This is a genomic window from Candidatus Aquiluna sp. UB-MaderosW2red, assembly GCF_900100865.1.
Classification (GTDB): domain Bacteria; phylum Actinomycetota; class Actinomycetes; order Actinomycetales; family Microbacteriaceae; genus Aquiluna.
Genome location: NZ_LT627734.1, coordinates 1,213,980 through 1,240,648, shown reverse-complemented (window position 1 = coordinate 1,240,648; position 26,669 = coordinate 1,213,980). Strand labels below are relative to the sequence as shown.

30 protein-coding genes, 1 tRNA gene and 1 other RNA gene are annotated in these 26,669 nt (G+C 51.1%); 9 read left to right on the top strand and 23 right to left on the bottom strand.

Translation table 11 applies throughout. From position 1 onward, the window contains the following. Window positions 1–124 precede the first annotated feature (124 nt). Window positions 125–494: a transfer-messenger RNA gene (gene ssrA, locus BLP47_RS06345) on the top strand. A 95-nt stretch (window positions 495–589) separates the two neighbouring features. Here the strand turns inward: ssrA and BLP47_RS06340 are convergent. From BLP47_RS06340 to BLP47_RS06325, 4 genes are read right to left on the bottom strand one after another with little or no spacing between them, the layout of a single operon-like run. Then, the gene (locus tag BLP47_RS06340; protein ID WP_091851690.1) at window positions 590–2,248 is read right to left on the bottom strand and encodes a cytochrome bc complex cytochrome b subunit; all 1,659 of its coding nucleotides are present in this window, start codon (window positions 2,246–2,248) and stop codon (window positions 590–592) included. Beyond that, entirely contained in the window at window positions 2,249–3,265 is a 1,017-nt protein-coding gene (locus BLP47_RS06335; protein WP_091851687.1) for a ubiquinol-cytochrome c reductase iron-sulfur subunit, read from the bottom strand. It abuts the gene before it with no gap. Window positions 3,266–3,276: 11 nt separating this feature from the next. After that, entirely contained in the window at window positions 3,277–4,053 is a 777-nt protein-coding gene (locus BLP47_RS06330; protein ID WP_371325779.1) for a c-type cytochrome, read from the bottom strand. Between the two features lie 12 nt (window positions 4,054–4,065). After that, window positions 4,066–4,692: a heme-copper oxidase subunit III gene (locus BLP47_RS06325; RefSeq protein ID WP_172807180.1), complete on the bottom strand. Its 627-nt coding sequence runs from the start codon at window positions 4,690–4,692 to the stop codon at window positions 4,066–4,068. A 105-nt stretch (window positions 4,693–4,797) separates the two neighbouring features. On the opposite strand from BLP47_RS06325, the gene trpD reads away from it, so the two are divergent. Further along, a complete protein-coding gene (gene trpD, locus BLP47_RS06320; RefSeq protein ID WP_091851681.1) occupies window positions 4,798–5,856 on the top strand; it encodes an anthranilate phosphoribosyltransferase in 1,059 nt (352 codons plus the stop codon). A 138-nt stretch (window positions 5,857–5,994) separates the two neighbouring features. Here the strand turns inward: trpD and BLP47_RS06315 are convergent, their stop codons facing one another. Then, entirely contained in the window at window positions 5,995–6,600 is a 606-nt protein-coding gene (locus BLP47_RS06315) for a YitT family protein (RefSeq protein WP_091851678.1), read from the bottom strand. Between the two features lie 31 nt (window positions 6,601–6,631). On the opposite strand from BLP47_RS06315, the gene BLP47_RS06310 reads away from it, so the two are divergent. Together BLP47_RS06310 and BLP47_RS06305 are read left to right on the top strand one after the other, a co-directional pair. Continuing rightward, window positions 6,632–7,405 carry a glycerophosphodiester phosphodiesterase family protein gene (locus BLP47_RS06310; RefSeq protein ID WP_091851675.1) on the top strand — a complete coding sequence of 258 codons (774 nt, stop codon included), beginning with the start codon at window positions 6,632–6,634 and terminating at the stop codon, window positions 7,403–7,405. Between the two features lie 62 nt (window positions 7,406–7,467). Beyond that, window positions 7,468–7,827: an RNA polymerase-binding protein RbpA gene (locus tag BLP47_RS06305; protein ID WP_091853025.1), complete on the top strand. Its 360-nt coding sequence runs from the start codon at window positions 7,468–7,470 to the stop codon at window positions 7,825–7,827. On the opposite strand, the gene BLP47_RS06300 is transcribed toward BLP47_RS06305, so the two are convergent. The 11 genes from BLP47_RS06300 to BLP47_RS06250 are packed head-to-tail and all read right to left on the bottom strand — an operon-like array spanning window position 7,817 to window position 18,339. Then, a complete protein-coding gene (locus tag BLP47_RS06300; RefSeq protein ID WP_091851672.1) occupies window positions 7,817–8,530 on the bottom strand; it encodes a polyprenol monophosphomannose synthase in 714 nt (237 codons plus the stop codon). The genes BLP47_RS06305 and BLP47_RS06300 overlap by 11 nt on opposite strands. Further along, window positions 8,527–10,041, bottom strand: a complete 1,515-nt coding sequence (gene lnt / locus BLP47_RS06295; RefSeq protein ID WP_091851669.1) for an apolipoprotein N-acyltransferase — start codon at window positions 10,039–10,041, stop codon at window positions 8,527–8,529. Before lnt ends, BLP47_RS06300 begins: the two co-directional genes overlap by 4 nt. A 17-nt stretch (window positions 10,042–10,058) precedes the next feature. Next, window positions 10,059–12,491, bottom strand: a complete 2,433-nt coding sequence (locus BLP47_RS06290) for an RNA helicase (protein WP_091853022.1) — start codon at window positions 12,489–12,491, stop codon at window positions 10,059–10,061. A gap of 1 nt (window position 12,492) precedes the next feature. Continuing rightward, on the bottom strand, window positions 12,493–13,281 hold the full coding sequence (gene tatC, locus BLP47_RS06285) for a twin-arginine translocase subunit TatC (protein WP_091851665.1): 789 nt from the start codon (window positions 13,279–13,281) through the stop codon (window positions 12,493–12,495). Then, complete coding sequence (locus tag BLP47_RS06280; RefSeq protein WP_091851662.1) at window positions 13,281–13,484, bottom strand: twin-arginine translocase TatA/TatE family subunit; 204 nt, start codon at window positions 13,482–13,484, stop codon at window positions 13,281–13,283. The genes tatC and BLP47_RS06280 overlap by 1 nt, the downstream gene beginning before the upstream one ends. Continuing rightward, a complete protein-coding gene (locus BLP47_RS06275; RefSeq protein WP_091851658.1) occupies window positions 13,481–13,798 on the bottom strand; it encodes a hypothetical protein in 318 nt (105 codons plus the stop codon). The genes BLP47_RS06280 and BLP47_RS06275 overlap by 4 nt, the downstream gene beginning before the upstream one ends. Beyond that, entirely contained in the window at window positions 13,799–14,761 is a 963-nt protein-coding gene (locus BLP47_RS06270) for a YafY family protein (RefSeq protein ID WP_091851655.1), read from the bottom strand. Continuing rightward, on the bottom strand, window positions 14,754–15,692 hold the full coding sequence (locus tag BLP47_RS06265) for a YafY family protein (protein WP_091851652.1): 939 nt from the start codon (window positions 15,690–15,692) through the stop codon (window positions 14,754–14,756). The genes BLP47_RS06270 and BLP47_RS06265 overlap by 8 nt, the downstream gene beginning before the upstream one ends. A gap of 19 nt (window positions 15,693–15,711) precedes the next feature. Then, window positions 15,712–16,686 carry an FKBP-type peptidyl-prolyl cis-trans isomerase gene (locus BLP47_RS06260; RefSeq protein ID WP_091851649.1) on the bottom strand — a complete coding sequence of 325 codons (975 nt, stop codon included), beginning with the start codon at window positions 16,684–16,686 and terminating at the stop codon, window positions 15,712–15,714. A gap of 29 nt (window positions 16,687–16,715) precedes the next feature. After that, window positions 16,716–17,678 (bottom strand): tRNA (adenine-N1)-methyltransferase, encoded by a 963-nt coding sequence (locus tag BLP47_RS06255; RefSeq protein ID WP_091851646.1) that lies wholly within the window; start codon window positions 17,676–17,678, stop codon window positions 16,716–16,718. Then, complete coding sequence (locus BLP47_RS06250; RefSeq protein WP_091851643.1) at window positions 17,671–18,339, bottom strand: HAD family phosphatase; 669 nt, start codon at window positions 18,337–18,339, stop codon at window positions 17,671–17,673. The genes BLP47_RS06255 and BLP47_RS06250 overlap by 8 nt, the downstream gene beginning before the upstream one ends. A gap of 59 nt (window positions 18,340–18,398) precedes the next feature. On the opposite strand from BLP47_RS06250, the gene BLP47_RS06245 reads away from it, so the two are divergent. After that, window positions 18,399–19,262, top strand: a complete 864-nt coding sequence (locus tag BLP47_RS06245; RefSeq protein WP_091851640.1) for a PAC2 family protein — start codon at window positions 18,399–18,401, stop codon at window positions 19,260–19,262. Between the two features lie 2 nt (window positions 19,263–19,264). Here BLP47_RS06245 and uppP read toward each other — a convergent pair whose 3' ends face one another. Continuing rightward, window positions 19,265–20,092: an undecaprenyl-diphosphatase UppP gene (gene uppP / locus BLP47_RS06240; RefSeq protein WP_091851637.1), complete on the bottom strand. Its 828-nt coding sequence runs from the start codon at window positions 20,090–20,092 to the stop codon at window positions 19,265–19,267. Next, window positions 20,089–20,292, bottom strand: coding sequence for a hypothetical protein (locus tag BLP47_RS06235; protein WP_091851634.1), 204 nt, complete (start codon window positions 20,290–20,292; stop codon window positions 20,089–20,091). The genes uppP and BLP47_RS06235 overlap by 4 nt, the downstream gene beginning before the upstream one ends. Window positions 20,293–20,402: 110 nt before the next feature. Between BLP47_RS06235 and BLP47_RS06230 the strand changes: the two genes are divergently transcribed. Then, window positions 20,403–20,485, top strand: a tRNA-Leu gene (locus BLP47_RS06230). Window positions 20,486–20,546: 61 nt separating this feature from the next. Here the strand turns inward: BLP47_RS06230 and BLP47_RS06225 are convergent. Then, entirely contained in the window at window positions 20,547–21,275 is a 729-nt protein-coding gene (locus tag BLP47_RS06225) for a LuxR C-terminal-related transcriptional regulator (RefSeq protein WP_157671550.1), read from the bottom strand. Window positions 21,276–21,448: 173 nt separating this feature from the next. On the opposite strand from BLP47_RS06225, the gene BLP47_RS06220 reads away from it, so the two are divergent. Together BLP47_RS06220 and BLP47_RS06215 are read left to right on the top strand one after the other, a co-directional pair. After that, window positions 21,449–22,276 carry an NAD-dependent protein deacetylase gene (locus tag BLP47_RS06220; RefSeq protein ID WP_091851629.1) on the top strand — a complete coding sequence of 276 codons (828 nt, stop codon included), beginning with the start codon at window positions 21,449–21,451 and terminating at the stop codon, window positions 22,274–22,276. Then, a complete protein-coding gene (locus BLP47_RS06215) occupies window positions 22,273–22,848 on the top strand; it encodes a histidine phosphatase family protein (RefSeq protein WP_091851625.1) in 576 nt (191 codons plus the stop codon). Before BLP47_RS06220 ends, BLP47_RS06215 begins: the two co-directional genes overlap by 4 nt. Here BLP47_RS06215 and BLP47_RS06210 read toward each other — a convergent pair. Then, a complete protein-coding gene (locus BLP47_RS06210) occupies window positions 22,841–23,923 on the bottom strand; it encodes a glycosyltransferase family 1 protein (RefSeq protein ID WP_091851622.1) in 1,083 nt (360 codons plus the stop codon). The genes BLP47_RS06215 and BLP47_RS06210 overlap by 8 nt on opposite strands. Continuing rightward, entirely contained in the window at window positions 23,920–24,786 is an 867-nt protein-coding gene (locus BLP47_RS06205; protein WP_091851620.1) for an alpha/beta fold hydrolase, read from the bottom strand. The genes BLP47_RS06210 and BLP47_RS06205 overlap by 4 nt, the downstream gene beginning before the upstream one ends. A gap of 60 nt (window positions 24,787–24,846) precedes the next feature. Here BLP47_RS06205 and BLP47_RS06200 point away from each other — a divergent pair, with 60 nt between their 5' ends. Beyond that, complete coding sequence (locus BLP47_RS06200; protein WP_091851617.1) at window positions 24,847–25,554, top strand: 3'-5' exonuclease; 708 nt, start codon at window positions 24,847–24,849, stop codon at window positions 25,552–25,554. Window positions 25,555–25,562: 8 nt separating this feature from the next. Here BLP47_RS06200 and BLP47_RS06195 read toward each other — a convergent pair whose 3' ends face one another. Both BLP47_RS06195 and BLP47_RS06190 read right to left on the bottom strand, forming a co-directional pair. Next, a complete protein-coding gene (locus BLP47_RS06195) occupies window positions 25,563–25,811 on the bottom strand; it encodes a type B 50S ribosomal protein L31 (RefSeq protein WP_091853019.1) in 249 nt (82 codons plus the stop codon). A gap of 74 nt (window positions 25,812–25,885) precedes the next feature. Further along, window positions 25,886–26,668: an ABC transporter ATP-binding protein gene (locus BLP47_RS06190; protein WP_091851613.1), complete on the bottom strand. Its 783-nt coding sequence runs from the start codon at window positions 26,666–26,668 to the stop codon at window positions 25,886–25,888. Window position 26,669 lies beyond the last annotated feature (1 nt).

Genomic DNA, 26,669 nt, shown 5'->3' with positions numbered 1-26,669 from the left:
TCAATTAGCCAAATGTGCCTGCTGTTGATCTCTATTTGCATTAGACAGCAAGAGAAAACAGTTGAAAGCTGTTATCCTTATCTCCTTGGTCAAACCAGGGCACGACACTTATACAACTAAACATGGGGATGATCGGTTTCGACATTGTAGTAATGAGTGAAAGAAGCGGGTCGAGGATGAGCACTTATCTCGTAAACGATGTGTTCAAAACTATAGGTGCCAATACAAAGCGCGCCGACTTCGCCCTAGCTGCATAGCTAGCCCCGAAGTCCGTTTAACCGGTTGTGATTTCGTGCCGGATCTAGACGTCATTTAGAAATCTTGCTGGTTAGCTGGGTTGCAGGGCTGATTGGGACTTTTACTGTAACTGGGCCTGTCAGCGTAGTTGCTTCAAACAAATGCTGGGGCCAAGTAGAACGAATAACGAAGCTACACCCGTAGAAGAATCATGAATGTTGCATTGGACCCGGGTTCGATTCCCGGCATCTCCACCTTTGAGCACCCTCAGACCAACGGCCTGAGGGTTTTCTTTTTAACTAATAAACCCCCAACTGCTTAATTCAGTTGGGGGTTTATTAGTTAGGTTAGATTATTTTGAAGTTAATTCCTTAGCCTTGCGCTTTGGCTTGACTTCCTGTGTTGACTCTGGGGCGTGATCGGCATTTGCCAGCTCGTACTCGGCCTTAGAGACTGGAGCAATCCGGTCCTCGAAGTAGATGCTTGACACTCTCGCTCGGATTTTAGATCCCAGAGTGATCTTGCCATCCTTGTTGGGCCTTGCCATAGTCGGCTGGTAGTCCTTGAAGTCCACAAGCTTCCACAATTCATACTTATCCACTTTGTCGTGGATTTCGATGTATTCACCATGGGGGAGTCGCACCACGCGGCCAGATTCGCGGCCGTGCAGGGCAATTTCGCGGTCCTTACGCTGTAGCGACAAGCAGGCTCGCTTGGTCACCCAGTAAGCAATGACCGGACCGATTATAAGCAGTATCTGCATCGCGAGGAGTATCTGGTTTAGAGACATTTGGAAGTTGATCGCAATCAAGTCTGTGGATGCACCTGCCCAAAGAACACCGTAGAAAGTTACCCCAGCAGCGCCGATGGCGGTTCTGGTTGGGGCATTTCTTGGGCGATCCAACACGTGGTGCTCACGCTTGTCCTGGGTCACCCAGTTCTCGATGAATGGGTAGGCGGCCACTAGAGCCAAGAAGACCAAAGATACGACTAGTGGAACCATGACGCCCATCGGAATTACGTACCCGGCAATCGAGATGTCCCAACCGGTCGGAGCTAACCGAAGTGCACCATCGAGCCATCCGATGTACCAGTCAGGCTGTGTTCCAGCCGAAACAGGGGACGGGTCATACGGTCCGTAGTTCCAAATTGGATTGATGGTGAAGGTCGCTGAAATGGCCATGATGACGCCGAATACTAAGAAGAAGAATCCACCAGCCTTTGCTACATACACGGGCATTAGCGGATAGCCAACGACGTTTTCGTCGGTGCGTCCTGGGCCCGAGTAGTGGGAGTGCTTGTGAATGATAACCATCATCAAGTGAAGCGCTATGAACACGATAATCAACGCTGGAATAATCATGATGTGAAGGCTGTAAAGCCTCGCAACAACTTCTGTTCCCGGAAATTCGCCACCAAAGAAGCCTGATGATATGGAAGTTCCAATAACGGGGATTCCCTTGAGCATTCCATCGATGATACGAAGACCGTTTCCGGAAAGTAGGTCATCTGGAAGTGAGTAGCCAGTGAAGCCAGCACCCATGGCCATTAGGAAAAGTAGGAAGCCGACTACCCAGTTCAGTTCGCGAGGTTTGCGGAATGCCCCGGTGAAGAACACCCTGAGCATGTGCAGGCCGATAGCGGCTATGAAGAGTAAGGCAGCCCAGTGGTGAACCTGGCGCATAAGAAGCCCACCACGTATGTCAAAGCTGATGTCGAGGCTAGAGGCATAGGCAATTGACATCTCAGCACCCTTGAGAGGCGCGTAGCTGCCCTGATAGTAGACCTCAGCCATCGAGGGCTGGTAGAAGAATGTCAGGAAGGTTCCTGTAAGAACCAGAATCACGAAGCTGTAGAGGGCCACCTCACCGAGCATAAAGCTCCAGTGATCAGGAAAGACTTTGCGTCCAAAGCCCTTCAGGACTATTCCGAGACCGACTCGCTCGTCGAGATAATTGGCTGTGCCTGCCAACGCTCCGCCAGATTTTTTTTGCTTGGATACAGTGCTCATTTATTTCCTTATGTCCCAGAATGAGGGGCCTACTGGTTGGTCGAAGTCGCGCTGCGCGATTAGGTATCCCTCCGCATCAACGGCTATGGGCAATTGGGGGAGAGGCCTGGAGGCGGGTCCGAAGATTACCTCGCAGTGGTTTGCTAAATCAAAAGTTGACTGGTGGCATGGGCAGAGTAAGTGGTGGGTGTGCTGCTCGTAGAGCGAAACGGGACAACCAACATGCGTACAGATCTTCGAATACGCGACGATTCCGTCGTAGCTCCAACCGGCCTTTTCCGGATCTTCGTTCAAATCAGAGGGGTTGACCCTCACGAGCAAAACTGCCGCCTTGGCTTTTTCCTCTAACTTGTGATCGAGATCCGATAAGCCCTCCGGAATGACGTGAAATACTGATCCGATTGTGACCTCAGAGGCCTTGATGGGAATTCCGGTGGGATCTTTGGTAAGCCTGACGCCCTCTTTCCACATGGTGTGCTTTAGAGAGTCACCGACTACAGGACCCAGGTCGCCGAATATGACAATCGCAGGGACCGGAAATACGGCAAGGGCTCCATAAAGACTGCGTCGAATCAATTTTCTTCTCGAGAAGCCAGATTCACCATCGGCCATCTTGATTATTTCAACGGCTGCGGCTCTCGACTCGTCCGGGCTGCGGGCCTGGTGGCGGGGCTCTGAAACCTCAGCATCGGGCATCAGTGTCTTAGCCCAGTGCACTGCTCCAAATCCAATACCGAACAGGCTCAGAGCCATCCCAACACCCATCCATAGTGTGTTGTTGCGAGTCGCAGATAGATCCCCATCCATGATTGGGAATGCTACAAATCCCCAAATGGCTATGAAAGCACCTATGACAGAGACAAAGAACATCGCAGAGATCTGCTTTTCAGCAGTCTTCGCGTGCTTCTCGCTTTTATCGGTCATTCTTAGCCGGTGGGGCTCAATTCCTGGGTTTGGAATCGGCTTTTCAATCTCACCGGCTAGACCAGCTGGATAGACCTTTTCAATGTCACTCATCAGCTACCTTCCTAATTCGATTTGGCGCCGAGCCAAACAGTGATCGCGATTATAAAACCTAACCCGAATATCCACACAAATAATCCCTCTGCGACCGGACCAATTGAACCAAGTTCAAATCCACCCACTGAGTCGTTCTCTTCCACGTACTGCAGGAATGTGATGATGTCTTTTTTATCCTCAGGAGTCAGATTGGCATCATTGAAGACCGGCATGTTCTGGGGACCAGTAACCATAGCTTCGTAGACGTGTTTTTCGGTGACCCCCTGGAGTTTGGGAGCAAACTTGCCCTGTGTTAGCGCTCCGCCAGCACCTACAGCGTTGTGACACATTGCACAGTTAATTCTGAAAAGCTCTCCACCATGAGTTGCGTCGCCGTCGGCCCGGAGCATTTCCTCGGTTGGGATGGCTGGCCCGGGTGCCAGGGACGCCACGTAAGCCGCCATGGCAGCAATCTGTGGATCCGTGAACTGAACTGGCTTCTTCCTTAGCTGAGCGCCTGAACCTTGGCCGGGCATTCTCCCTGTTCCGACTTGGAAGTCGACCGATGCGGCTCCGACACCGATCAGACTTGGACCTCCGACAGCACCCTCACCATTTGAGCCATGGCAGGTTGCGCAGTTAGCCAAGAAAAGTTTGCGGCCTTCATCCACTTGCGCTGGGGATGAGGCATCCGCCTGCACAACGTTGGTGGCCGTAGCGTACCCGCCTCCTGAAAGAACCAGTCCCAGGAAAATAACGAACCCTGCCGCCCAGGGGCGGCGTCTCATCGGTTTTTCAGATTTCAACAATCTCTCCGTCTATCTAAGGATGTAGACGACCACGAAAAGGCCGATCCACACCACGTCTACAAAGTGCCAGTAATACGAAACCACGATCGCGCTAGTGGCCTCACGGTGACCAAAATTTCTCGCGGCGAATGCTCTTCCCACAATCACCAAGAAGGCCATCAATCCGCCAATTACGTGAAGTGCGTGGAACCCGGTGGTGATGTAAAAAGCGCTGCCATAAGAGTTCGTTGCAATTGTCATGCCCTCAGAAATAAGGACGGCATACTCCCAAATCTGGCCTGACACAAATATCGCACCCAAGAGATAAGTAAGCATGAACCACTCGACCATTCCCCACTTCACTGGGGAGGCGCCAGTCCTTCTCGGTTGCAGTCTTTCGGCGGCAAAAACTCCGAACTGGGCCGTAAAAGAGCTAGTCACAAGAATTAGCGTGTTGATGAAAGCGAAGGGAACATCGAGTAAGACAACTTCGCTTTCCCAAAGCGCTGGAGCACCAGCTCTCAGGCTGAAATACATCGCGAAAAGACCAGCGAAGAACATGACTTCGCTGCCGAGCCAAACAATTGTTCCAACCGAAGTTGAGTTAGGTCTATTAATGACCGTATTCGCTGCTTGAGGCATTGTGGAGGATGTCATAGGAAAAAGTCTAACCGAACGCCGGACTCCAAAGCGCTCTGAAGCTAGCATTTCGTTGGATTTTTTAGAGTTTTTGAGTTCTTTTCGCTAGCTAAACTCTTGTTCATGACTAATCAAACTTGGCCAAGTGTGCTCTCGGCCCTATTGGCGGGGGAGGACCTCGATAGAAACAGTGCCAGATGGGCCATGGAGCAGATCATGCAGGGTGAGGCAACCCAAGCTCAAATGGGTGCTTTTATGCTCGCACTTCGCTCTAAGGGGGAGAGTGTTCAGGAGCTAGCCGGGTTGGTTGATGTAATGCTCGCTAGCGCCGTTCTCCTAGAGACCGGAAACGACGCAGTGGACATTGTCGGAACCGGGGGAGACCTGATTGGCACAGTTAACATTTCATCAATGGCGGCAGTTGTGGTCGCTGCCTCCGGGGTGCCCGTTCTAAAACACGGCTCCCGTTCGGCTTCTGGAAAAACAGGATCTTCCGAAATGCTCGAAGTTCTAGGGATCCGCCTAGATTTGGCGCCTGATCAGGTGGCTCAGGTCTTTGATTCGCAGGGGATAACCTTCTTTTACGCGCCGGTATTTCACCCCGCCATGCGTCACGTGGCGCCTATTCGTAAGGAATTAGGGGTGCCAACTACATTCAATTTCTTGGGCCCCCTTGCCAACCCGGCTCAGCCGATTGCCACAGCTTTGGGGGTTGCCAATCGCCAGATCGCACCGCTCATGGCTCAGGAGCTCGCCGACCGAGGTCGAAGCGGGCTGGTTTTCCGATCCAACGAAGGTCTCGATGAGCTCTCGATAACCTCGCCCAATGAGATCTGGGAGGTCTCAAATAAGAAAGTCATTCATCACGCGCTTGATTTTGGATTTGACCCTAGCGCCAAAATTACGGAACTTTTAGGCGGAGATGCTCATCACAACGCTGATGTTGCAATGCGCCTTTTCGAGGGCGAAGAGTTTGGTAACTACCGCTCTATAAAAAACGTCGTGTTGCTAAACGCGGCTGCCGGTGTTGTTAGTTATGACTTAGCCAAGGATTCGACTCAGGTTCAGCTGGATCTTGGTGCAAGGTTTGATTCGGCCCTGAACAAAGTTACTCAGGCACTTGAATCTGGCGCAGCCAAACAGAAGCTCACTTCCTGGTCTAAGGCGACTCAGCAAATCTAACTCGGTCTCTAGCGGCTCAGGGGGCCGATCGAATTCCCTAACTTGACATAATGTTTATTATCGGCTGTTTGGAAGTGCTCCTTGGGCGACCAGAAGTGGCCGGAATATAACACCTCACACGGCTTAGTTTCATTGGCTCTAACTGCGACCGTCCTTGCCCACCAGCTTGAATATCCTTAGGCCCAGTTGATTTAGATAGCCAATCGAAATAGCAAACAACAATGTTCCTTCTCGAACTTGACCGCCTAGGGCAAAACCAACCGAAACAACAATTATCTCCACAGAAGTTCGAGCGATCCAAAATGGTGTGTTGAATTTCTGCGCCAGGCCCATCATTAGCCCGTCCCTCGGGCCTTTTCCCATGCCTGACGAGATGTACATCCCGGTTGCGAATGATATAAGCAACATTCCAAAAATAAACATGATTGCCTGTTGCCAGTAAATCTCGGTCTCGGGCAGCACTGGCAACGCTAAATCGGCGAATAAACCGACCAAAAGTGCATTCAGAATTGAGCCCAAACCTGGCTTAACTCGAAGTGGAATCCAGAACAAAAGCACAAGAGCGCTCACCAAAATAGTGGCCTGACCGAATGATAATCCGAGTTGGGATGCTAAGCCCTGTGAGAGCACGTCCCATGGCGGAACCCCGACGCTAGCCTTTACCATCATGGCGAGCCCAAGGCCGTAAAAGGCTAATCCCACCAATAGGTTCACTAGCCTTATTGGGAAGGATTTCTTTTGCATTTCCAAATGCTATGGCCGAAAGTGAATCAAGATGCTCGAATCGAACTATTTCGAAGGTGGTCAGCCACGTATTATTGCTCATCGTGGGCTCTTTATGCATCGCGACGGAATAAGCGAAAACACTCTCGAAAGCTTTCAAGAAGCTCTGAGCAATGGTGCCACTCACTTAGAAACTGATGTCCAGGCGACCTCAGATGGCCACGCCGTCTTGTTTCATGATTTTGATCTATCACGCGTTTCGAGTTCATCGAGTTCGGTTGGAAAGCTCACACTTGCCGAGCTTCAGTTGATCAAGCTCAAAAGGGGTGGACGTGTCCCCACTCTCGCCGAAATACTTATCGCGTTGCCCGGTGCCAAGCTGAATTTAGACATAAAGTCAGAGCAAGCCATTAGCGCGACTGTTGCCGCCATCGAGCAACAACAAGCTCACCACCGAATCCTGATTACAAGTTTTTCCAACTCGAGGAGAATCGCAACTCTCGCTGGATTGTCTAAGCCGGTCTTGAGTTCGGGCTCGGCCATGACAGTGCTGCGGGTCTGGTTCTCACACTATGTTTTTTTTGGCATCGGTTTAGGGCGCCAGCTCAGAGGCCTCTCCGCTCTGCAGATTCCGGTGAGCAAGGGCCCATTGCGTTTTGATGGAAAATCCTTTATTGCGAGAGTTTCCAGCCTCGGTTTAGAGGTTCATTACTGGACAATCAATGATGCAAATCAGATGCGCAAGCTCATCGAGCTAGGTGCCCACGGAATCGTTACGGACCGGGTGGACTTGGTGCCCAAAGAGTTTCTGAGAGAAGACTGTTAGCTTCTCAGGATTAGGAATTCCATAGGACCCATTTGGTTGTTGCTCTCATCGAAAGGGTTGTAATGGCTGAATCTATGCGCGGAATGAGACTTGGATCGCAGTCCATGGAGTCTGATCGCAATGTCGAATACTCTCCTAGGCAGCGAGTCCTGTTCCGCTGCCCGGCTGAGCACGAATTTACCCTGACCTTCTCAGAAGGGGCGGAGCTGCCCTTCACCTGGGAGTGCAAGAGCTGCTCAAAAACTGCAGCACGACTGGAAGACGGCGAGTTTGTAGCCGACCCCAAAGAATTGCCTGATGGCCCTCGAACTCACTACGACATGCTCCTAGAAAGACGGAGTCGTGAAGAGCTGGAAGAGCTTCTTCAAGAGGTTCTTGGGGATATGAGGGCAAGGCGTAAAGCCGGCAAACTCATCGCCTGATTAGGCGCAAAATCCCCCACTTTGTGCACAACAAAAACGCTTCGATAACTATGTCTAGAGTCATTTTGCTGACCCCGTTTTCGCGTTCGATGAACTGAATTGGAACCTCGATAACCTTCGCACCAAGCTTCTGGGTTTGATATGTCATCTCAACCTGAAAACCATAACCTTGGGCCTCAATCGAATTTAAATCTAGGCGTTTAATCAAATCGGTCTGATAGACACGAAAACCCGCCGTCATGTCCTTGAGTTCTGAATCAAGGGCTGTTGCGGCGTACCAATTACCAAGCCGAGAGATGAGTTGTCGAGATTTTGGCCAATTCGTGACTTCTCCACCCTGGATCCAGCGTGAACCGATGACCAACTCCACCTTTTGGGCTTGTGACAATAGGGCTGGTAAGTCCTCGGGTCTGTGCGACCCATCGGCATCCATTTGGACCAAGAGTTCATAGCCGCGGGCTACTCCCCAGTGAAATCCGGCTATGTATGCTCGACCAAGACCAGATTTTTCACTGCGATGCAAGACGTTTATATTTGCGAAATCCTTGGCAAGCTGATCTGCCAGATATCCGGTCCCATCCGGGGAATTATCATCAATAACCAAAACATCCAAACCAGGGTTTATTAGCATTAGCTGCCGGACAGAGCTCTCAAGGGTTGATATTTCATTAAAGGTTGGCATCAAAACTAGAGTTTTTTTCATCGCTTTCGCACTCTCGCAAATCCTGCGCCAACCGAGAGAGCTACAAGCAGAGCATTCAGAAGATCAAACCAGAGCCCAACCGTGGTGGCCGGAGTGAGCCCGTCATAAAGCGGCACATCCTGAACCATGACGGCCGGGGTGTACCAAGTTAATTCGTCTAAAATTTTGCCATCGGGTAGGTAGATAACTGAGAGACCAACGGTGGATATGTTCACTACGGTCCTGCCGGTCTCAATGGCCCTCAATCTAGCTATCGCTGCCTGCTGAAAAGTTTCGTCGCTGTAGCCAAAATCAGCGTTATTAGTCTGCGATAAAATCAGTCTGGCACCTTGGGCGGTCAGGGTTCTAGGTATCGAATCTTCTGCTATTTCGAAACAAATCAAGCTACCCACGAAACCCTGAGATATTTCAAAGATTCCGTCTCTGGTGCCAAAGCTAAAGCCCCCGGGAACTAGGTCAACTAGATCGGGCGCAAGTGCTCTCCAGAATTCTCGATCTGGGACGTATTCCGCGAAGGGCACCGGGACCTGCTTATCGTAAAAATCTGTTGGACCGATACCCGGTTCCCAGAGAATTGTCGAATTAAAGCTTTCGCCGCCGCGCTGGGTAATTGTTCCAAAGACAAAAGGTGCGTCAATGCGGTCTGCGAGCTCAGAGATCTTGTCACGAGCAAATTCCGATCGGCTCGGGTCTAAATCCGAGGCATTCTCGGGCCAAACCAGGAGGTCAATTTTTTCATCGGGAAAGTTTTTAAAAACTAGTTCCGTGGCATCCAGGTGATTTTGCAGAATCGTGCCACGCTCTAGATTGGAAAATAACCCGGCGTTGGCATTTCCCTGGACCGCAGCGACTTTTAGAGTCCCGGCGGCTTGGGTTGTTATTCCGATTGGTGTGATAAGTGGCACTAGAACGCTCAGTCCCACCACTCCGACCATCGCTAATCGGCCCCTACTCTTGAGTTTTTTGCCATTTAGAATCGCGAGCGCAATGAGCGAGCCCAGTAGTGCGATCACAAAGCTCAGCAGCGACAGCCCGCCCCAATAGACCCAATTCGCAAAAAAGCTGTCGGATTGGGTCATTGCGAGCCTCGACCAGGGGAATCCGCCGTAGGGGAAATTGTTTGCCACCCACTCCTTCAGAGTCCAGATTCCAGCAGCAGCAAAGGCAAACCTAATAACCCCAAGTCCTTTGGGTCTCTTGCGAGCATGGAGCCAGGCGGTTAGCCCGCTTCCAAGGGCAAAGGGAATCGAGCAAAGGGTACTTAGCCCAATCAGAGGAACCGGCCCTAGATAAAGGCTTATCCACTCAATGTGTGAGATGTAGAAGGCCTGCCCGGCTATAAACCCAACTAGGGTTGCCTTCCAAAAGCCAAGACCCAGTGTTGCAATCAGTATCACGGCTGGAATCAGGGGAGCAATAATCCAAAAGTTCTCAGTGGGAAAGGCCCAGAGGCCCAGTCCCCCACCCAGAATACCAAGAGGGATTCGCCAAGCCATCGAACCTAACTTCATTACTAAAGTTTAGACAACTAAACGTAGAAGCTTGCAGCCACAATCCCACGCTTCACCAAGGTCATTGCCTTATGAGCGTTCTCAGCAAGCTGAGCATCGGCAGATTGGCTCAGTTGATCCAGTAGGTCAATCAGTTGCTTGCTCCAGCGAATAAAATCTCCCGGTACCTGACCGGATAGCTTGAGGACATCATCCAGCCTGGCTCCTGTTGCCCAGCGGTGCATGGCCCAGCACATTCCCAACTCAAGCTGGGACTCTTTGGGCAGTCGATAACGTTCCTGGAGGTGCAGCAGCTCCCCTTGAATTTCTTCGGTGGCCTCGAGTGCGGTTAGAAAATTGCCTTTTGGAAGCTTGGGTTCGTAGTCGCCATCATCGCGCCGGTTCTCGTAAACCAGTGCCATCGCCATCGCAGCCAGATTCGGCGGGTCAAGATCAATCCAGATTTTCCGGTTTATGCTCTCAGCTATCAGTAGGTCACGCTCGCCATAGATTTTGGAAAGTCGCTGACCATTTTCTGTCACATCGAGGTCATCATCGGATTCCTTGAGGTACTTCAAGTCCGTTAGCAAAAGGCAGATTCGGTCGAAAATCTTGGCCACCGCATTTGTGCGCGACTCAATCTGATTCACCGCAGCATCTATCTCCTTGCGAAGTTTTTGATACCTCTCACCCCAGCGGGCATGGGATTCGCGGTCATTACAGCCATGGCAGGGGTGCGCGCGCATCGCGCGCTTGAGCTCCCCTATTTCTTGATCAATTCTTCGAACAGATTTTGAATCCGTGAGGTCTTTGCCGGCCCTGGTTCTTTGACTAACACCTTGGCGCTCTAGGTCGCTTAGGTCCCTTCTAATCCGGGCGTAGGCCATGAAGTCGCCCAAGTGACACTGCATTGCAGACTCGTAGCCTTCGAGTGACTCTTTTTTATCGGTTATGAGTTTTGCCAGACCGACCACTGAGCGATCAGCCTGGAACTGGGCGAACGACTTTTCCAAGACCTTTGAGGCTCGCTTGGCACCGAAGGCTGAGATCAGATTTACCGCCATGTTGTAGGTGGGCTTAAAGCTTGAGTTCAGCGGGTAGGTTCTTTTTGAAGCGAGCCCTGCAACGATATTGGGGTCGAGTTGAGCCCCCCACAAAATCACAGAGTGCCCCTCGGTGTCGATGCCTCGCCTGCCGGCTCTTCCGGTGAGTTGAGTGTATTCACCCGCTGTAATTGGCACTCGGCCTTCGCCGTTGTATTTATCTAGACGCTCCAGCACTACGGTCCTGGCCGGCATGTTTATCCCTAGAGCCAAAGTCTCAGTGGCGAATACGACCTTAACCAGTTTTCGCAAGAAGAGCTCTTCGACCACTTCCTTAAATGCAGGCAGCATGCCTGCGTGGTGAGCCGCAAAGCCGCGCTCCAATGAGGCCAACCAATCAAAATATCCCAAGGTGTCGAGGTCCTCGTCGGCAATTTGGCCACAACGCGCCTCGGCAACCCGCCGAATCTCCACTTGCTCCTCGCGATTGGTGAGGCGCAGATTCTCTCTACGGCAAGCCGAGACTGCACCCTCGCAACCCGCTCTTGAGAATATGAAGAAAATTGCGGGGAGTAACCCCGCATCGAAGAGTATCTGGACCACCTCTGGTTTTTCGAGTCTTGGAAAAGACCTAAAGTCACCGCCTGGTCGAGAGCCATAATTATTTTTGCTTTGGCGTCTACTGGATCTCATTGGCGTGCGCTGACGAGCCTGATGTTTTTGCAGCAGTTCAGGGTTCACACGCGTCTTGTGGGAGCCGTGCTCAAAAAGCTCGATGAGTTCATCACCGAATAAAACATGCTGATGCAATGGCACTGGCCTGTGCTCTGAGACAACTACCTGGGTGTTGCCCCTAACCTCCTGCAGCCAAGCCCCAAACTCCTCCGCATTTGACACAGTGGCACTCAACGAGATTACCTTGACGTCTTTTGGCAGGTGAAGAATTACCTCTTCCCAAACCGCCCCGCGAATTCGGTCCGCAAGATAGTGAACCTCATCCATCACCACATAACCAAGCCGCATCAGCGAGGTTGATGTGGAGTAGATCATGTTGCGAAGCACTTCGGTGGTCATAACTACAATTTGTGCTTCGGAATTATTGTTGGTGTCCCCCGTCAGAAGTCCAACCTTCTGTTTGCCATAACGCTGTTGGAGCTCGGCGAATTTTTGATTGCTCAGGGCCTTTATGGGTGTGGTGTAAAAGACTTTTTGTCCGGATTCAACCGCGAGGTGAATTGCGAATTCGCCAATAATTGTCTTGCCGGCTCCGGTAGGAGCCGCGACTAAGACTCCCGATCCGCTCTCCAACGCCTGACAGGCCTTGATCTGAAAATCGTCGAGCGGAAACTTGATTTGAGATTCAAACTCTTCGAGTTGACGATATTTAGCTTTTTGCTTGGATTGCCGATAGCGCTCCGAGGGGCTCATTTCAATCAAATGCCGGTTCTTCGTCCATGAGTTTCGATAGTTTCAAATTCTTGCGCTTATCGTTCAACAATGCAATTCCGACGGCCGAAAAATACAAGGCCGTAAGTGGAATCACAAGTAAGAACATCGAGAATAAGTCCGCTACCGGGGTGGCCAAGGCTGAAACAACGCAAATTACCAGAATCGCGACTCGCCACGCTTTAAGAATCCCTCGACCTGTGACAACACCGACCATGTTCAAAAGAACCAAGGCCACCGGCATTACAAAGGCGAGACCAAAAATCAGAAGAATTCGAATCGAGAACAACACGTACTCGGCCGCACTAATAACATTCGAGCTTCCCTCCGGGGTGAAGCTGACCAAAGCAATCACAAAGCCCGGCAGCGAGGTCCAGGCCAGAGTAGTACCAACCAAAAAGAGCGGCGTGGATGCGAAGATGAAGGCCAGTGAATACTTTCGCTCTTTGGCCTTGAGCCCAGGTGCTATGAACGCCCAAATGTTGTAAAGCCAAATCGGGGCAGTTACCAGAATTCCTAAAAAGATAGAAAGTTGAAGCCTTAGGTCGAAAGCGGAAACTACGGTTCCAAAGTTGATGACAGCGTCTATGCCGCGCTCCTGAGTTATCTCAATCAGGGGCTGCTGCAGAATTTTAAAAACCGGGTCAAAAAAGAACCAGCCGGCTACGGTTCCAACGAGTATGAAGCCCGCTGACCAAGACAGTCTTTTTCTTAGTTCTCTTAGGTGAGAACCAAGGGTCATGCGGCGCTCTTTGTTTTTGCGCCGGAGCATTAGCCTTGCTTCTTGTCGCTTTCTTCGACGACTACCTCTGGTTCTGGTGCAGCAGTCTTATCTGTAGGGGTTTTTTCAATTTCCTTGCGGAAAATTCGCATTGACTGCGCTGCACTTTTAGCAAGTGCGGGAAGTTTAGGCGCGCCCCAAAGTAGAAGCACAATCGCCAAAATGATGATCCATTCCCAGCCCTGTAGTCTCATTTTTTCCTCTTATCTAAATCGATGAATCTAATTCGTTGAATCAGTCTACGCTCTCGGGCCTGCGACGCTAGCAACCTCTTGCGCTTTAGCAAAGCTCGCTTGGTAACGAGTTGAAAATAGTCCGAACCGAGGCTTGGGGTGGCCTGGGTGATTTCAGCCTCGGCGCTGTTCTGAAGTGTCGCAAGTAACTCTTTGAGTTTCTTAGTCTCGGCTAATAGATTCTTGGCATCCAGGCTCAATCGATATGCGACTAAGCCCAGAACGTATATCCCCGATATAACAACGACTGCAACTATCCAACCGATGATCTCCACCTAGTCCTCGTCCTTTGGGGTTAGATCCGAGCTGAGAGCCGATAGAGCAAAATCGCGCACCGCATCCTTCGCGTTCTGAGGCCCAATAACCAGCACCTCACCGCCATAGCGAGAGATGTGTCGACCAAGTGCGGCTAGGTTTCCAACCCGAATTGAACCCACCTGGCGGTCCCCCACTCGGAGCACTTTTGAAGTAGTTGGAAAGTTCCAAAAAATCTCCTGGGCTTCAAGGCTCGCGGATATCTCTATTTCTTGCTCATTGGTAGCCTCGCCAAAAACGTCTTCGGGAATTACGGCGTTTTTTGCCTGGTCGCTGATTGTTGTTTCGAGGACCTCGAGCCCAAGAATCCGATCCAACCTGAAAGATCTAATCGCTTCATTTTTGAGGCACCAGCCCCTCAGGTAGTGCTTTTGACCAATGAAGTCGACTCTTAGGGGGTCAATGTCACGAGATGTGCGATCTCCGAGCTGGTTGGTGTATTCGCAGCGCACTCTGGCTTGACTCGCCAAGGCTTCCTGCAATAAACCAAGCACTGAAACCGCCAGCGGCGCAATAAACCCAGAACTTCGATGTTGCGAATCTGCTCCAAGCATCTTTCTCAAGGCCAAAAGATCGGGGTTTAAATCGAACTGAGGCAGTGCTGCCAAGTAATCCAAGCCCGTCGCCAAAGCGCTGACTTGCCTTTTTGATAGCACTGGCGGCTCTTGGAGTTTGCCCTGAGCGACACTAAAGGAGATCTCGCCCTCATTCAGTAGGTCTTGGTCTAGATAAAAGTGGGTTTCGTAGCGGCCCAAATCCTCACTATTGGCAACCGCCCAAGCGGCCTTGGTGATTACTTTTTCGCTGTAGCCGAAGTGTTCAGAGAGCTCTGTGACATACATTGGACCATCTCTTAGGACTAGTCCTACTATCGACAGGGCTAAATTGAAGAGCTCCTCGCCACCAATTTCTTGTTTAGGCATGAGCTTCCACCACCTTTTTAAAACCCCGAGCCATGCGTTCGGCAAGACTTAGGGGGCTCAGTACCCTTAGCTGCCCGCCAAATTCCATCAAATCCTGGGCAATCAATCCCTCATCCATGAAGTGCAGTTCGATCTGAGAATGCTCGGGGGCACCGAAGTGCCACCAGGCCTCCGACTCCTTCAGCACCTCAATTACGGCGAGGTTGGTCTCAGCAAAAGCGGCCAGGTCTGCTTCGGCAAGGGCAATCTTTTCCGCTGCGGCTGGTACAAAAACATCCTTGGTCGCAGTTACTAGAGAGCTGATTCTTCTGAGTAAAAAATTCTTTATGACACCAGAATCACTTGCCAGAAGCACCCATTGGCCCTCGATCATGCGCAGCTTTAATGGCTCTAAAAGGCGAACAGACTTCTGCCCATCAAGTTTTTGATATTCGAAACTGACCGCAAGGTTCGCATCGATGGCCTGAGCCAACGGGGCGAAGCTGGCATGACGGGTCAGGAGCTTTGGTGAAAAAAAGCCAAGGGTTTCGGATTGTGTGACGAGCCCCAAGGATCGAAGCCTAGTTATTCCAGACCGAGCTGAGGCGCTCATCAGCTGGTTATTCCAAGCCTTGGCGGCGAGCTCCAAGAGTTGTAGCTGGGCCGGGTTCAAAGATAAGTCGCCGGGCCAATCGAAACTGCCGGGCGCAATTCGATAGCGGGAGGCATTGATGTCTTCATAAAAATCGTTGAAGAATACCTCCACCTGGACGCCGGCACCGCGCAGGAGCTCTTTGTCTCGTTCAAACATTTGATCACGAGCTACGTCGGTTTTTGCGCTGGCATATGAGGAAACGGCATTAAACAGGTCTCGTTTTGATAGCCCTTGAATCGGGCTTGCCAAAAGGCAGCAGGTCAGGTTGAAAAGCCTTTCGGCCGGCGATTGTTTCACCTAATCCCCTTCGATTTGGCTACTGCTTACCCAAGATGTCAATTACGAAAATCAGTGTTGAGCCGGCTGGAATCGCTCCTTGTGCGGTGTCTCCATACCCCAGCTCTGGAGGAATAACCGCTATCACCTGAGAACCAACCGTGGCACCATCGAGTGCTCTAACAAATCCCTCAATCAGTCCCTCGGAGGCGACTGTGAAGCTCGCTGGAGCTCCGCGCTCCCAGGAACTATCAAATTGCTCGCCATCCCAAGTCCAACCTGAATACTGCAACACAACGGTATCGCCGATTGCAATCGGCTCCCCCTTGCCAAGAATCGTCTCAGCCTTCATAAATTCAACGGGTGCTTCGGTGGCTGGAATCTGAATCCCAGGTTGGCCCGAAGGGGCCAAGATTACGGTTGGGAATCCGGATTTGGCAGCCACTTGGTCACCGGTTGCGGTTGGTAGGTAAGCGGTAACAATGTCAAAGACGAAGATTATGCCATCGTTCGGGCCCACTGCGAGGCCTTCAACCCCTGCGCCACCATGGGCACTCTGTGGGTCCAAAAGAACGGCCACGCGAGACCCGACCGAAACCCCGGTTAGTGCGTGGCAAAAATCGGGAGTCGAGCCCTGCACTAAATCTTGGATAATTGTGGTTTCCGTGCCAAATTCACTGCCCTGGAACTGCTCTCCAGTAGCGGCATTAAAGCCGGTGAAGTGCATGGCCACTCGCTGGTTTCCGACGATCTTGCCGCCATCACCCTCGATAAAAACCTTGGTCTCAACTCCGGTGCCGACTAACGGAGTCGGGAAGGTAACTTCCGGTGCCACCCCAAAGTCTCCTGAGAGTTCGATTTGATCAACCGCATCTCCCCCAGAATACACATCGCAGATCTCACTGAGATTTTGGCTTATAACGTCGTAACCCAAAGGACCCTCGGGCTCGGAATTGGCGGGGGCGCAACCGGCGAGAACCAAGATTGGCAATAGAGCAATGACTAATTTACGCAATGTGAAACTACTTTCATTTTTGATAACGGCTAATTCTCTCTCTGATTGGCTTCATTCTGAACCCTGCGGACGGTTTTTCTCAGTTTTTTCTCACTCAGCGGCCTTTGACCAATCGCCTGGGGTAACCAAGCCTCCATGTCTGCAGCGGTTCCTTCTGCTTTACTCCCAGTTTTTACCTTAAACTTTGGCAAAATGGTCCCGGGCGCCAGCCTTCTGGCCGAAATTAGGAAACCTGTGTGAGCAATCATTCGGTGATCCGGTCTGACCGCTAAGCCGTCCAAGTGCCAAGTGCGCACCATCGACTCCCAAGCCACCGCTTCGGTGAAGCCGCCAAAATCCCTGAATGCTTCGTGAGTTCTAGATAGCTGGGTAACGGTTGCAACGTAGCAAATCAAAACCCCGCCCGGCTTCAATGCGTCGGCCACGGCCTCGATGCACTCCCAAGGAGCCAGCATGTCTAAAACTGCCCGATCAACACTTTGGTCTGCAACTAATAACGGCAGCTCGGTCTCGAGACTGCCCAGATGAATATCCCAGTTTGTGGGGGCCTTGCCCAAAAGGTTCGTGATATTTGCCTTGGCGATCTGCGCAAATTCCTCGCGCCTCTCAAAAGAAATCAGTTTTCCAGTATCCCCAATTGCCCGCAAGAGGTAGCTCGAAAGCGAGCCGGATCCAACTCCCGCCTCCACCACTACTGCCCCCGGAAAGATGTCCGCTTCAACAACAATTTGGGCAGCATCTTTGGGGTAAACAATTGCAGCACCACGTGGCATCGACAAAACATAATCAGTGAGCAGTGGCTTTAGGGCTAAATATTCGATGCCTGATTGATTGGCAATCACGCTTCCTTGAGGTTGCCCGATGATGTCATCGTGCATTAGGTCGCCCTTATGGCTCCCGAAGCGACCGCCCACAGCCAACACGACCGTGTTCAGCCTGCCCTTGGGGCCAGTGAGCTGGACCTTATCGCCAGCTTGAAACTCTTCAGCCACGGTTTCTAAGCTCCCCGATGTTAGCTGCAGTCAGTTCGGTGAGCGATTTTATAACGACACCATTGGCCGTTGGAACTAGTGGAATCAGATTTGGTATCCCAACCGCCAATGTTCCGGCTGCTTCTGCTGAAGCTAGTCCTGTCGAAGAATCCTCGAGCGCGATGCACTTTGTTGGATCAACCCCGAGCATCGCCGCGGCCTTTAGATATGGCTCCGGGTGGGGCTTGCCCATAACGACCTCGTCCCCTGCAACCACCGCGTCAAAAGCGTGGAAGGGGATCTGGTCAACCACCGACTGCGCCATGCGCCGCATTGACATTGTGACCAGAGCTGTCTTGATGCCTGCTTTTTTCAAATCAGTCAGAAGCTCGAGCGCTCCCGGTCGCCAAACTAGTCGCTGACTCAGATCCGAAACGACCTCGCTGGTGAGTCGCTCAATCACCTGGACGACGCTTAGGTCAGTAATTCCGAACTTCTGTCTTAGTAGCTCGGATGAGTCGTAGAGGCTCTTCCCTATCAACTCGTGAGCATCCTGTTCAGACCAAGTTGTTCCATAATCCTGGGCCAGCCGGTGCTCACTCGCCACCCAATAGGGCTCGGAGTCGATAAGGGTGCCATCCATGTCCCACAGGACGGCTTCGGGGAAATTGTTTTCAGACATTTAACCAAGTGTAGTTCGAAGGTCAATTAGAGTTTGGGGAAGCGATAAAAGGAGTTCCAATGCTGACCGGCCGGATACTGATAGTGGCTCTGCAGGGCTGGAACGATGCCACAGAGGCGGCTTCGGGCGCCCTTAGCGCAATTACCGAACAGACCGATGCTCAAACTCTAGAAGCGGTAGATCCGCAGGAATATTACGATTTCCAGCTTTTTCGACCGATGGTCGAATTGGACGAAGAGGGTAACCGGGTAATTATTTGGCCCTCCACCGAGCTATTGCAAGCTTCCAAGGAAAACATTCAGCAAAACCCGGAGCTTGACCGACTCTATCTTTTGGTCGGCGCCGAACCTTCGAGGCGCTGGTTAGCCTTCGCCGCGGAAATTTTAGAGATGGTGCAGGACCGCGAAATCGATCAGGTCATAATGCTCGGATCAATGTTTGCCGAGGTCCCTCACACTCGCCCAATGCCGGTATTCAAATCCACTCAGAACAAAATTCTGCAGGAGTCGATGCAGATTGAAACATCAAATTATGAGGGCCTAGTTGGCATCTTGGCCATTCTTACCCAAGCCTTTGAAGACGAAGGGATTCCCGTGCTATCGCTTTGGGGTTCGGTACCGCACTATGTCCACAACGCCATAAACCCCAAGGGTTCGCTGGGTTTTTTGAACGAGCTACAAACCCTCATCGGCTTTAGCTTTGACTCGAGTGCTTTGGCGGAGGCTGGATTCGCTTGGGAGCGCTCAATCGATGATGCCGCTGAGAATGATGATGACCTATCCGCCTACATCGCCCAGCTCGAAAAAAACTACGACACATTGGAGTCCGAGCAAGCCTCCGGGGACTCTCTGGCTCGGGAGTTTGAGCGCTACCTCCAAGACCCTCCAGAATCACCGGGAGATAAAGGCGATAAAAAAGGCTAAAACTAAATGGCCCCGACTCCAAGGCCAATCAGCAACAGGCTTCCAACGGCCACTCGCCAAATCACAAAGGGCATAAACGAGCCCCGACTGAGGTATTTCAAAAGCCACGTAATAACGCTATAGCCGACTATGAAGCTCACGATTGTCGCTGCAATTGTGGAAACCAAAAGATCCGGCGGTAAGTCTCGATAGCTACCTAGGAATTGATAGATACCCGAACCCAAGACCGCCGGGATTGCCAGCAAAAAGCTGTAGCGAGCCGAAGCTTCTCGAGTGAAGCCCAAAAGCAACCCAACGGTAATGCTGCCTCCGGATCGAGACACCCCGGGAATTAGGGCCAATGCCTGCCCGAAACCGAAGGCCATGCCTGATTTGAAGTCAAGCTCCTCAATCGGCTTTCGCTTTTTCCCGACCTTGTCTGCAACACCCAGAATCAGACCAAATACCACCAGGGTGATTCCAATCACCCAGAGCTGTCTGACATCGTTTTCGATTTGAGACTGAAAAGTTAGACCTAAAACCACCACCGGCAGGGTTCCTAAAATGATCAACCAGCCAAGCTTGGCTTGGGCTGGTTGAGCCCTCCAGGGTTTAAAGCCGGCTTTGAACCAAGAGCCCAAGACTTCAATGATGGTTTTATAGAAATACAGCACCACTGCGACTTCGGTGCCAATTTGGATGGTCGCAATAAATGCGGTTAGTTGAGGCTTGGAGAGCTCTGAAAGCCCAAGTAGCTCTTGCGCAATTTGAACGTGAGCGGAAGATGAAATTGGTAGAAATTCCGTTATTCCTTGGATCAGACCCAAGAGAATTGCTTCAAATGGGCTCATTCTTCTTCGGAAACAATCGGCAGAAATTCACCGAAAGACTCTTCTAGCAAGTCTTCATACTTCTCAAATGCATCCGCCACTTGGCCGTAGGCCTCTTCAATTTCTTGGTCAGAGCCGGGACGCTTAGATAAACAGGTGTCAAGGTGTCGCTCAAGAGCGGCAACTAGTGTTCTAAGTGCAACCTGCGGATCTTCATGCATAACCTAACGCTACCGCTATAAACCAATTAGGCAAACAAACCCGAGTGATTTTGAGGGACTCAGAACATGCTATATTTAGGGCCGTTGCCTAGAGACTTAGGCAGTCACCTGTCCGGGTGGCGGAATGGTAGACGCGCTAGCTTGAGGTGTTAGTCCCCGAAAGGGGGTGGGGGTTCAAGTCCCCTCTCGGACACAAATTGAGTTACAGAGAATCGCTCATCAACTCTTTAGTCCCCTTGGTCAAAATTCAAAATTTAGCGGATGAGCTCTGAATCGCTAGACAAATTGGAAGACTCTTCTTCATCCGAATCAGTTGGTTTTGCTTGTTGAGCCGACTCTCTGACTGCCGCGCAAGCTTCGTTTCGGTTTGCAACACCTAAATATCTGTAAATTTTCATCAACTCTTGGCCGACGGTGGATAGTGAGACATGGAGCCGGGTCGCTATTTGAGCATTGGTTAGAGAGTTACAAACATGCTCAAGGATGGCGAGCTGTCTCGAGGAGAGATCCCCAGGCGCGGCCTGCCCTCCACTTCTGAATTTCGATTCAAGGTGCTGCGTCAGAAAGTATCCACCGAGCACCTGCACTAGACGAAGTTGGCTCTGAAGTTCATCTTTTATTTCCGAACCCCGCTCTCCGATCAAAATCAGAGAGCCAATTGCAAGGTCATTGTGTAGCAATGGCAGAATGTGCAGGGTTCGCAAGGATTCGGCCTTGTGAACATATTGATTGCCGCGCAGTGCCTCCGAGAAAAAGTCCGATTTCCAAATGTCTTCTGGTGGAGTGAACTCATCGGCAGTCTTGCCTTGCGAATGCTCTATCTTGACTAGCCCTCGATCCGAGAAAGAGCAAACAAAGATTGTGTGGGCAAAATCGTTTAGATCTGAAAAAAGAAATTTGCGACAGACCTCAAGCATTGAGTCACTTTGCAGCAAAGTTTCAAACAACTCTGTGGAGGCATTGACTGCAACAAGATTCGTCACGCTCAACCTTCCCCAGCCTTCGAATTCTTTGAGTTTAGGTTCGTGATTCAAGGGGGCCTAAGCAAAAATCTGTGGATAACTACTTCTTGCATGCAGTTGAATGAATTGAACGCAAGACATGCATCTTGAACTGGGTGGCGACAGCTCGGGTCACATCGGGTTAAAATTTCAAAGTGATTAACTCGAATCCCGAAACCCAGTTGGGGGCAATTCAACGGGCCCGGGATTTATTGAAGGGTCAAGAGTTGTTGGTCCTTACTGGAGCTGGCATTTCGACAGATAGCGGCATACCAGATTATCGAGGCGCCGGCAGAGTTGAAAAGCATCCCCTTACCTTTGATGAATTCATGGGATCTAGGGCAAATCAAGCGCGCTATTGGGCCAGAAGCTACGTGGGATGGTCGAGAGTTGCTCTCGCAGAGCCAAACCTCGGACACTTTGCTCTAGCGGAAGCTGAACAACTAGGGATGGTCCAAAAAATCATTACCCAGAACGTTGATGGTCTCCATCAACGCTCTGGTTCAAAATCGGTTCTCGAGCTCCACGGCCGGCTGGATCGTGTTCTTTGTTCGGGTTGCGGTGATATTCTTTCGCGCAACGAGCTGGACGCTCGAATTTCGTTTTTAAACCCCGATGTTTATCAAGACCAAAATGTTGAATACACACCCGATGGTGACGCCGAGGTTGAGGTTGGCAAGAATTTTCGGGTGCCAGATTGCGGCCAGTGCGGGGCCCACTTTAAACCCGATGTAGTTTTCTTCGGCGAACAGGTTCCGATGACCCGAGTCCTTGAGGCTCAATCGGCAGTGGATGTAGCTCAGGCGGTCTTGGTGGCCGGCACTTCACTGACGGTAAACTCGGGTCTCAGGCTTATAAAACGAGCCCAAAAGCGTGGAATTCCAATTGTGATTGTGAATCTTGGTGAAACAAGAGGCGATCAAATGGCAACACTTAAAATACATGGCTCCACCAGCGAACTACTAAAGGAAATACTGTTTTGACAATTACAACTTTTGGCCTTCTTCGTCACGGTCAGACCGATTGGAACATCGACCTAAGGCTGCAGGGCACAACGGATATTCCAATGAATGAGTTTGGGGTTGCTCAGATTCAGCAGGCCGCAGAAAGGCTCGCACTGCAAGATTGGGACATGATCCTCACCTCCCCCCTTGGCCGGGCCAGGCACTCGGCCGAGCTGGTCGCAAAAAAACTAGGAATCAAAGAACTGATTGAAGAACCGCTATTACTGGAGCGCTCATTTGGTCTTGGTGAAGGACTCAAATACGACGAGTGGCACAAGGAATACGCCAGTCTGGATGACATCCCCGGGGCCGATACTGCCAAGGTAGTTGGTGAGCGTGCGAGGGATTTACTCGCTGTGATTGAGTCTCGGCACGCTGGCGCAAAGATATTGGGTGTCTCGCACGGCTCGCTAATCAGGGTCGTTTTGGCGCAGGTTTCTGAAGGTGCAGTTCCTCCCAAGGGTGAAAGGCTAGAAAATGCCTCACTTCACCTTTTGCGTCACCAGGGCAGCTGGCAGCTCGAGGCTTGGGCTCCGCAGCCCCTCAGCTGATTTTGGCGGTTTTTAATTGCTGCAAGACCTCGAACAATGCCTGAGCTGAACGCTCCCAAGAGAAACCCTTAGCCTGACTCAGCGCGAGGTTTGAATACCAATCCCAGTTATTGGCGTCATTAAGCCTCAAAACTTCATTGGCAAAGGCTTGCGGGTCAGTTGCTATGAACCTTAGGGCTGCCTCTTGACCAATTTCCCTAAAGATCTCTAGGTTGCTCACCACGATGGGCGTGCCACGCTCCATTGCCTCGACCAGAGGAATACCAAACCCCTCATCCAAAGACGCGCTGACCAGCGCCTGAGCGCTTGCTAGAAGGTCTCCGTATTCGGTCTTAGTGACACCATTTCTGAACTCAATGTTTGCGCCGACCATATTGGCTAGTGCTTTGAGTTCCGCTTTTCTTTTTGAGCTGATGCGAGAGAGCAGGATGAGTTTGTGTTCTTTCAGTAACCCGGCTCCTTGAATCAGGGTCTCAACGTTTTTATATCCGATGAAGCTGCCCATGTAGATCAGGGTTCGCTGGTTATGCCGATTTCCCTCAGGCATTATCTCAACAGGATCAGCCGCGTTGTAAACCACGTGAATGGGTCTTTTGGTCAGGCGGTGTTGAACTATCTCATTTCTGGTGGTGCGAGAAACCGTGACCACCGAATCAGCCTTATTTAAAACCAGCCGCTGCGGCAAATAACTCAGGTGAAATAGCCACCAGCCGAGTTTTACTATCGGATTCAAATAGGCTGGCGGTGTTCGATGGCGATAATAAATTAAATCGTGCAGGGTGAGCACGAGCTTAAAGTTTCGAAACCAACTCGAGGTTGTTTGCATAGGGGAAAACAAAACATCTATGTTTTGTTTTCGAAGCCTAAAGGCAAGCGTTAGTTCGCTTGGTGACTCGGGGCTATTGACCAAAAAATGCTTTAGCCCCTCGAACTCATCTGCCTGAGCCTTGGATGAAACCAAGACGGTCACATCGGTGAGTTTTGCAAGCTCTTTTGCGAGCCCCAAGCTAAATTGCCCGATGCCATCGGGCTTGCCGGGCTTGACGAAGCGGCCATCGAACCAAATGCCACTCAAAGCGACTCCACAAATTTTTCGATTATCGAGGCCACCTCGGTTGGAGTTTCATAATGGGTGAGGTGACCGACTTTTGGCATGATTTCCAAACTCGAACCTGGGATTTGCTTGTGAAGTTTAATTTGGTTTACTAGCGGAGCGATTGAGTCTTTCTCCCCCGCAATCAAAAGAGTGGGCAGATCGAAGGCTTCAGTGTGGTCAAGCACATTGCCAGAAATTGCTGCTAAAAAGCCCTCTTGAGCGACTCGGTCTTGCTGGTAGTTCGAGAAATAGCTGGAGTGTTGGGAGTGTATGAAGGATCTCAGTCTGGGTTTTTTTGTTGTGGCCATAACCATCGACATCCCTCTAACTATTACTGGGCTTGCAAGAAGCAAAGAACCCGGGGCGCCAAGCTTTGAAGTTAATTTATAAAAAGATCTGGCCATCCTATTTGCCAAGTCTTTTTGCGAGCTAGCCCTAGTGGTGATGGGGTTTTGCAAAATTATCCCTTTGACTCTTAGGCCCTCAGCGATTGCGGTTGCCACAATCAGCGAACCAAAAGAGTGACCAAGAACAACAACCTCGCGATTGACCTGAGAAACCAGATCTATCAACCATTTCGCGTAGTTCTGAAGGTTGTGCTCGTCTTCGAGCATCGGGGTCTTGCCATAACCGGGTAGGTCAGGGATGAGCACATCGTATTTTGTGATGCTCGCCGCAATTAGCGAGAGTCCGTGGTGATCTCCCCTGAAGCCGTGAACCAGAATAAGCAGAGGGGTTTCGTTGTCTCCCTCAAGCCACCAGCCTGCAGTTGCTCCGATGTCCCTGCGCACGGATCTTTGTTTAGCTCTCAGGGCTAATTCCATCGCGGTAGTTTTCGACATTGGCACGTCCCCAGTCTAAGTTGAATGAGCCAACAGCTAGTCTGACGCCGAGGAGTAAAAATGTTAGATTTTGATTTTGAACCACAAAGACCGGCTTGGGCTAGAAGTCTTGCAGTGTTTGACTTAGAGACCACGGGCCTTGATCTTAGGGAGTCCCGAATAGTTTCTGCTGGGGTTGCCGTGCTTGATACCAACGGTAAAGCCCTTGAGCTACACGAGTGGCTTGTGAACCCTGGGATTGAAATTCCGGAGCAAGCATCCAACGTGCACGGCATTACCACTGAAATGGCAATCGATAAGGGCATGAGTCCGGAAAAGGCGATTGCTGAGATTTTGGCAGTTCTTGCAAAGCACAATAAGGACATGCCGCTAGTGGCCTTTAACGCCCCCTATGATTTCACAATCCTGCACTTTGAAGCCAAAAGATACGGCCTCGAGTCTTTGGTTCCCACCCCGGTGATTGACCCCTTGGTGTTGGATAAAAAGTGCATGAAGTATCGAAAGGGCAAGCGCACGCTCATTGCGCTTTGCGCTGACTACGGGGTCGAATTAACCGACGCTCATAATTCAACCGCCGACGCTATCGCTGCTGGACGTTTGGCTCAGGCTCAGGCTCTAAAGTTTCCCGAGCTAGACCTAACCGCCGGCGCACTCCACTCCCTGCAAGTTGGTTGGGCTGATGAGCAGGCAATCAGTTTTGCCGAATACCTTAAAACACAAAACCGCCCGGATTTCCAGGCGGAATTGGGATGGCCAGTAAGGCTTTAGGTGAAGCTCTAGCCGAAGTTCTTGTAGCGGTCGTTGAATCGCTCTACGCGTCCTGCTGCATCCATGATGCGCTGCTTTCCGGTGTAGAAGGGGTGGCTCTCGGAGCTAATTTCCACATCGTGAACTGGGTAGGTCTTGCCGTCTTCCCACTCAATTGTCTTTGAAGAGGTGATGGTGGCGCGAGTTAAAAAGGCAACCCCTGATGCTAGGTCGCGAAATACGATTGGCTCGTAGGTTGGGTGGATGTCAGCCTTCATGATTTCCTTCTTTGTAAATTCTCTTTGCGAATTGCGCAACAGCGCCAAAGCATAGCAGGTTCTTTGGCTGGAGTCTAGGCGGCTACAGCCTGAAATCTGCCGCCTTGATAGCTAACTTTCAGCGGGAACCGAAAGGCTTCAGAGATTGACTCAGATGTGATCGTCGAGCCGATCTCACCCTTGGCTAATATTTTGCCATCTTGCAGCAAGAGCGCATGAGTGAAGCCCGCTGGAATTTCCTCTAGGTGGTGGGTAACCATTAACATCGCCGGAGCCACCGAGGATTGAGCGTAGCCACCTATCAGCTTCAGCGTTAGTTCCCTAGAAGCGATGTCCAAGCTTGCCACCGGCTCATCCAGCAAAAGCATTTCCGGATCGGTCATAATCGAGCGAGCAATTTGGACTCTCTTACGCTCACCGTCACTCAGGGTCCCAAAGGGGCGTTCCTCAAAATCAGCTAACTGCCACTCCCCCAGCACTCTTCTAGCCCGGCGCTCATCTACCGAGTCGTAAAACTCTTTCCAGCGACCGGTGACTCCGTAGCTGGCTGTCATGACGGCGTTTAGAACGCTTTCACTGTTGGGTATCTGATTGGCAAGTGCGCTTGAAGCAAAGCCAATCCTGGTTCGCAGTTCAAAAACGTTTACTTCACCAAGCCTTTGGCCAAGAACTATTGCTTCGCCTTCGGATGGGTGAATCTGAGCGGCCGCAACTCGGAGCATTGTTGTTTTGCCAGCGCCGTTTGCGCCCAAAATTACCCAGCGCTGATCAGAATCGGCTTGGAAGGTGACTGAATCGAGAATTGCGCGACCATTGCGCACAATGCTGACATTTCTAAGATCTAATACCGTTGACATC

What these genes read in the sequence shown, in the direction of transcription:
- tatC (WP_091851665.1), bottom strand. Translation starts at nt 13,281, where the DNA reads ATGCTCCGGCGCAAAAACAAAGAGCGCCGCATGACCCTTGGTTCTCAC.
- BLP47_RS06335 (WP_091851687.1), bottom strand. Translation starts at nt 3,265, where the DNA reads ATGAGTGACATTGAAAAGGTCTATCCAGCTGGTCTAGCCGGTGAGATT.
- BLP47_RS06195 (WP_091853019.1), bottom strand. Translation starts at nt 25,811, where the DNA reads ATGAAGGCTGACATCCACCCAACCTACGAGCCAATCGTATTTCGCGAC.
- lnt (WP_091851669.1), bottom strand. Translation starts at nt 10,041, where the DNA reads ATGAAGTTAGGTTCGATGGCTTGGCGAATCCCTCTTGGTATTCTGGGT.
- BLP47_RS06325 (WP_172807180.1), bottom strand. Translation starts at nt 4,692, where the DNA reads ATGACATCCTCCACAATGCCTCAAGCAGCGAATACGGTCATTAATAGA.
- uppP (WP_091851637.1), bottom strand. Translation starts at nt 20,092, where the DNA reads ATGAGCCCATTTGAAGCAATTCTCTTGGGTCTGATCCAAGGAATAACG.
- BLP47_RS06235 (WP_091851634.1), bottom strand. Translation starts at nt 20,292, where the DNA reads ATGCATGAAGATCCGCAGGTTGCACTTAGAACACTAGTTGCCGCTCTT.
- BLP47_RS06305 (WP_091853025.1), top strand. Translation starts at nt 7,468, where the DNA reads ATGGCTGAATCTATGCGCGGAATGAGACTTGGATCGCAGTCCATGGAG.
- BLP47_RS06315 (WP_091851678.1), bottom strand. Translation starts at nt 6,600, where the DNA reads ATGCAAAAGAAATCCTTCCCAATAAGGCTAGTGAACCTATTGGTGGGA.
- BLP47_RS06190 (WP_091851613.1), bottom strand. Translation starts at nt 26,668, where the DNA reads ATGTCAACGGTATTAGATCTTAGAAATGTCAGCATTGTGCGCAATGGT.
- BLP47_RS06340 (WP_091851690.1), bottom strand. Translation starts at nt 2,248, where the DNA reads ATGAGCACTGTATCCAAGCAAAAAAAATCTGGCGGAGCGTTGGCAGGC.
- BLP47_RS06250 (WP_091851643.1), bottom strand. Translation starts at nt 18,339, where the DNA reads ATGTCTGAAAACAATTTCCCCGAAGCCGTCCTGTGGGACATGGATGGC.
- BLP47_RS06310 (WP_091851675.1), top strand. Translation starts at nt 6,632, where the DNA reads ATGCTCGAATCGAACTATTTCGAAGGTGGTCAGCCACGTATTATTGCT.
- BLP47_RS06245 (WP_091851640.1), top strand. Translation starts at nt 18,399, where the DNA reads ATGCTGACCGGCCGGATACTGATAGTGGCTCTGCAGGGCTGGAACGAT.
- trpD (WP_091851681.1), top strand. Translation starts at nt 4,798, where the DNA reads ATGACTAATCAAACTTGGCCAAGTGTGCTCTCGGCCCTATTGGCGGGG.
- BLP47_RS06300 (WP_091851672.1), bottom strand. Translation starts at nt 8,530, where the DNA reads ATGAAAAAAACTCTAGTTTTGATGCCAACCTTTAATGAAATATCAACC.
- BLP47_RS06270 (WP_091851655.1), bottom strand. Translation starts at nt 14,761, where the DNA reads ATGCCTAAACAAGAAATTGGTGGCGAGGAGCTCTTCAATTTAGCCCTG.
- BLP47_RS06290 (WP_091853022.1), bottom strand. Translation starts at nt 12,491, where the DNA reads ATGAGCCCCTCGGAGCGCTATCGGCAATCCAAGCAAAAAGCTAAATAT.
- BLP47_RS06200 (WP_091851617.1), top strand. Translation starts at nt 24,847, where the DNA reads ATGTTAGATTTTGATTTTGAACCACAAAGACCGGCTTGGGCTAGAAGT.
- BLP47_RS06205 (WP_091851620.1), bottom strand. Translation starts at nt 24,786, where the DNA reads ATGTCGAAAACTACCGCGATGGAATTAGCCCTGAGAGCTAAACAAAGA.
- BLP47_RS06280 (WP_091851662.1), bottom strand. Translation starts at nt 13,484, where the DNA reads ATGAGACTACAGGGCTGGGAATGGATCATCATTTTGGCGATTGTGCTT.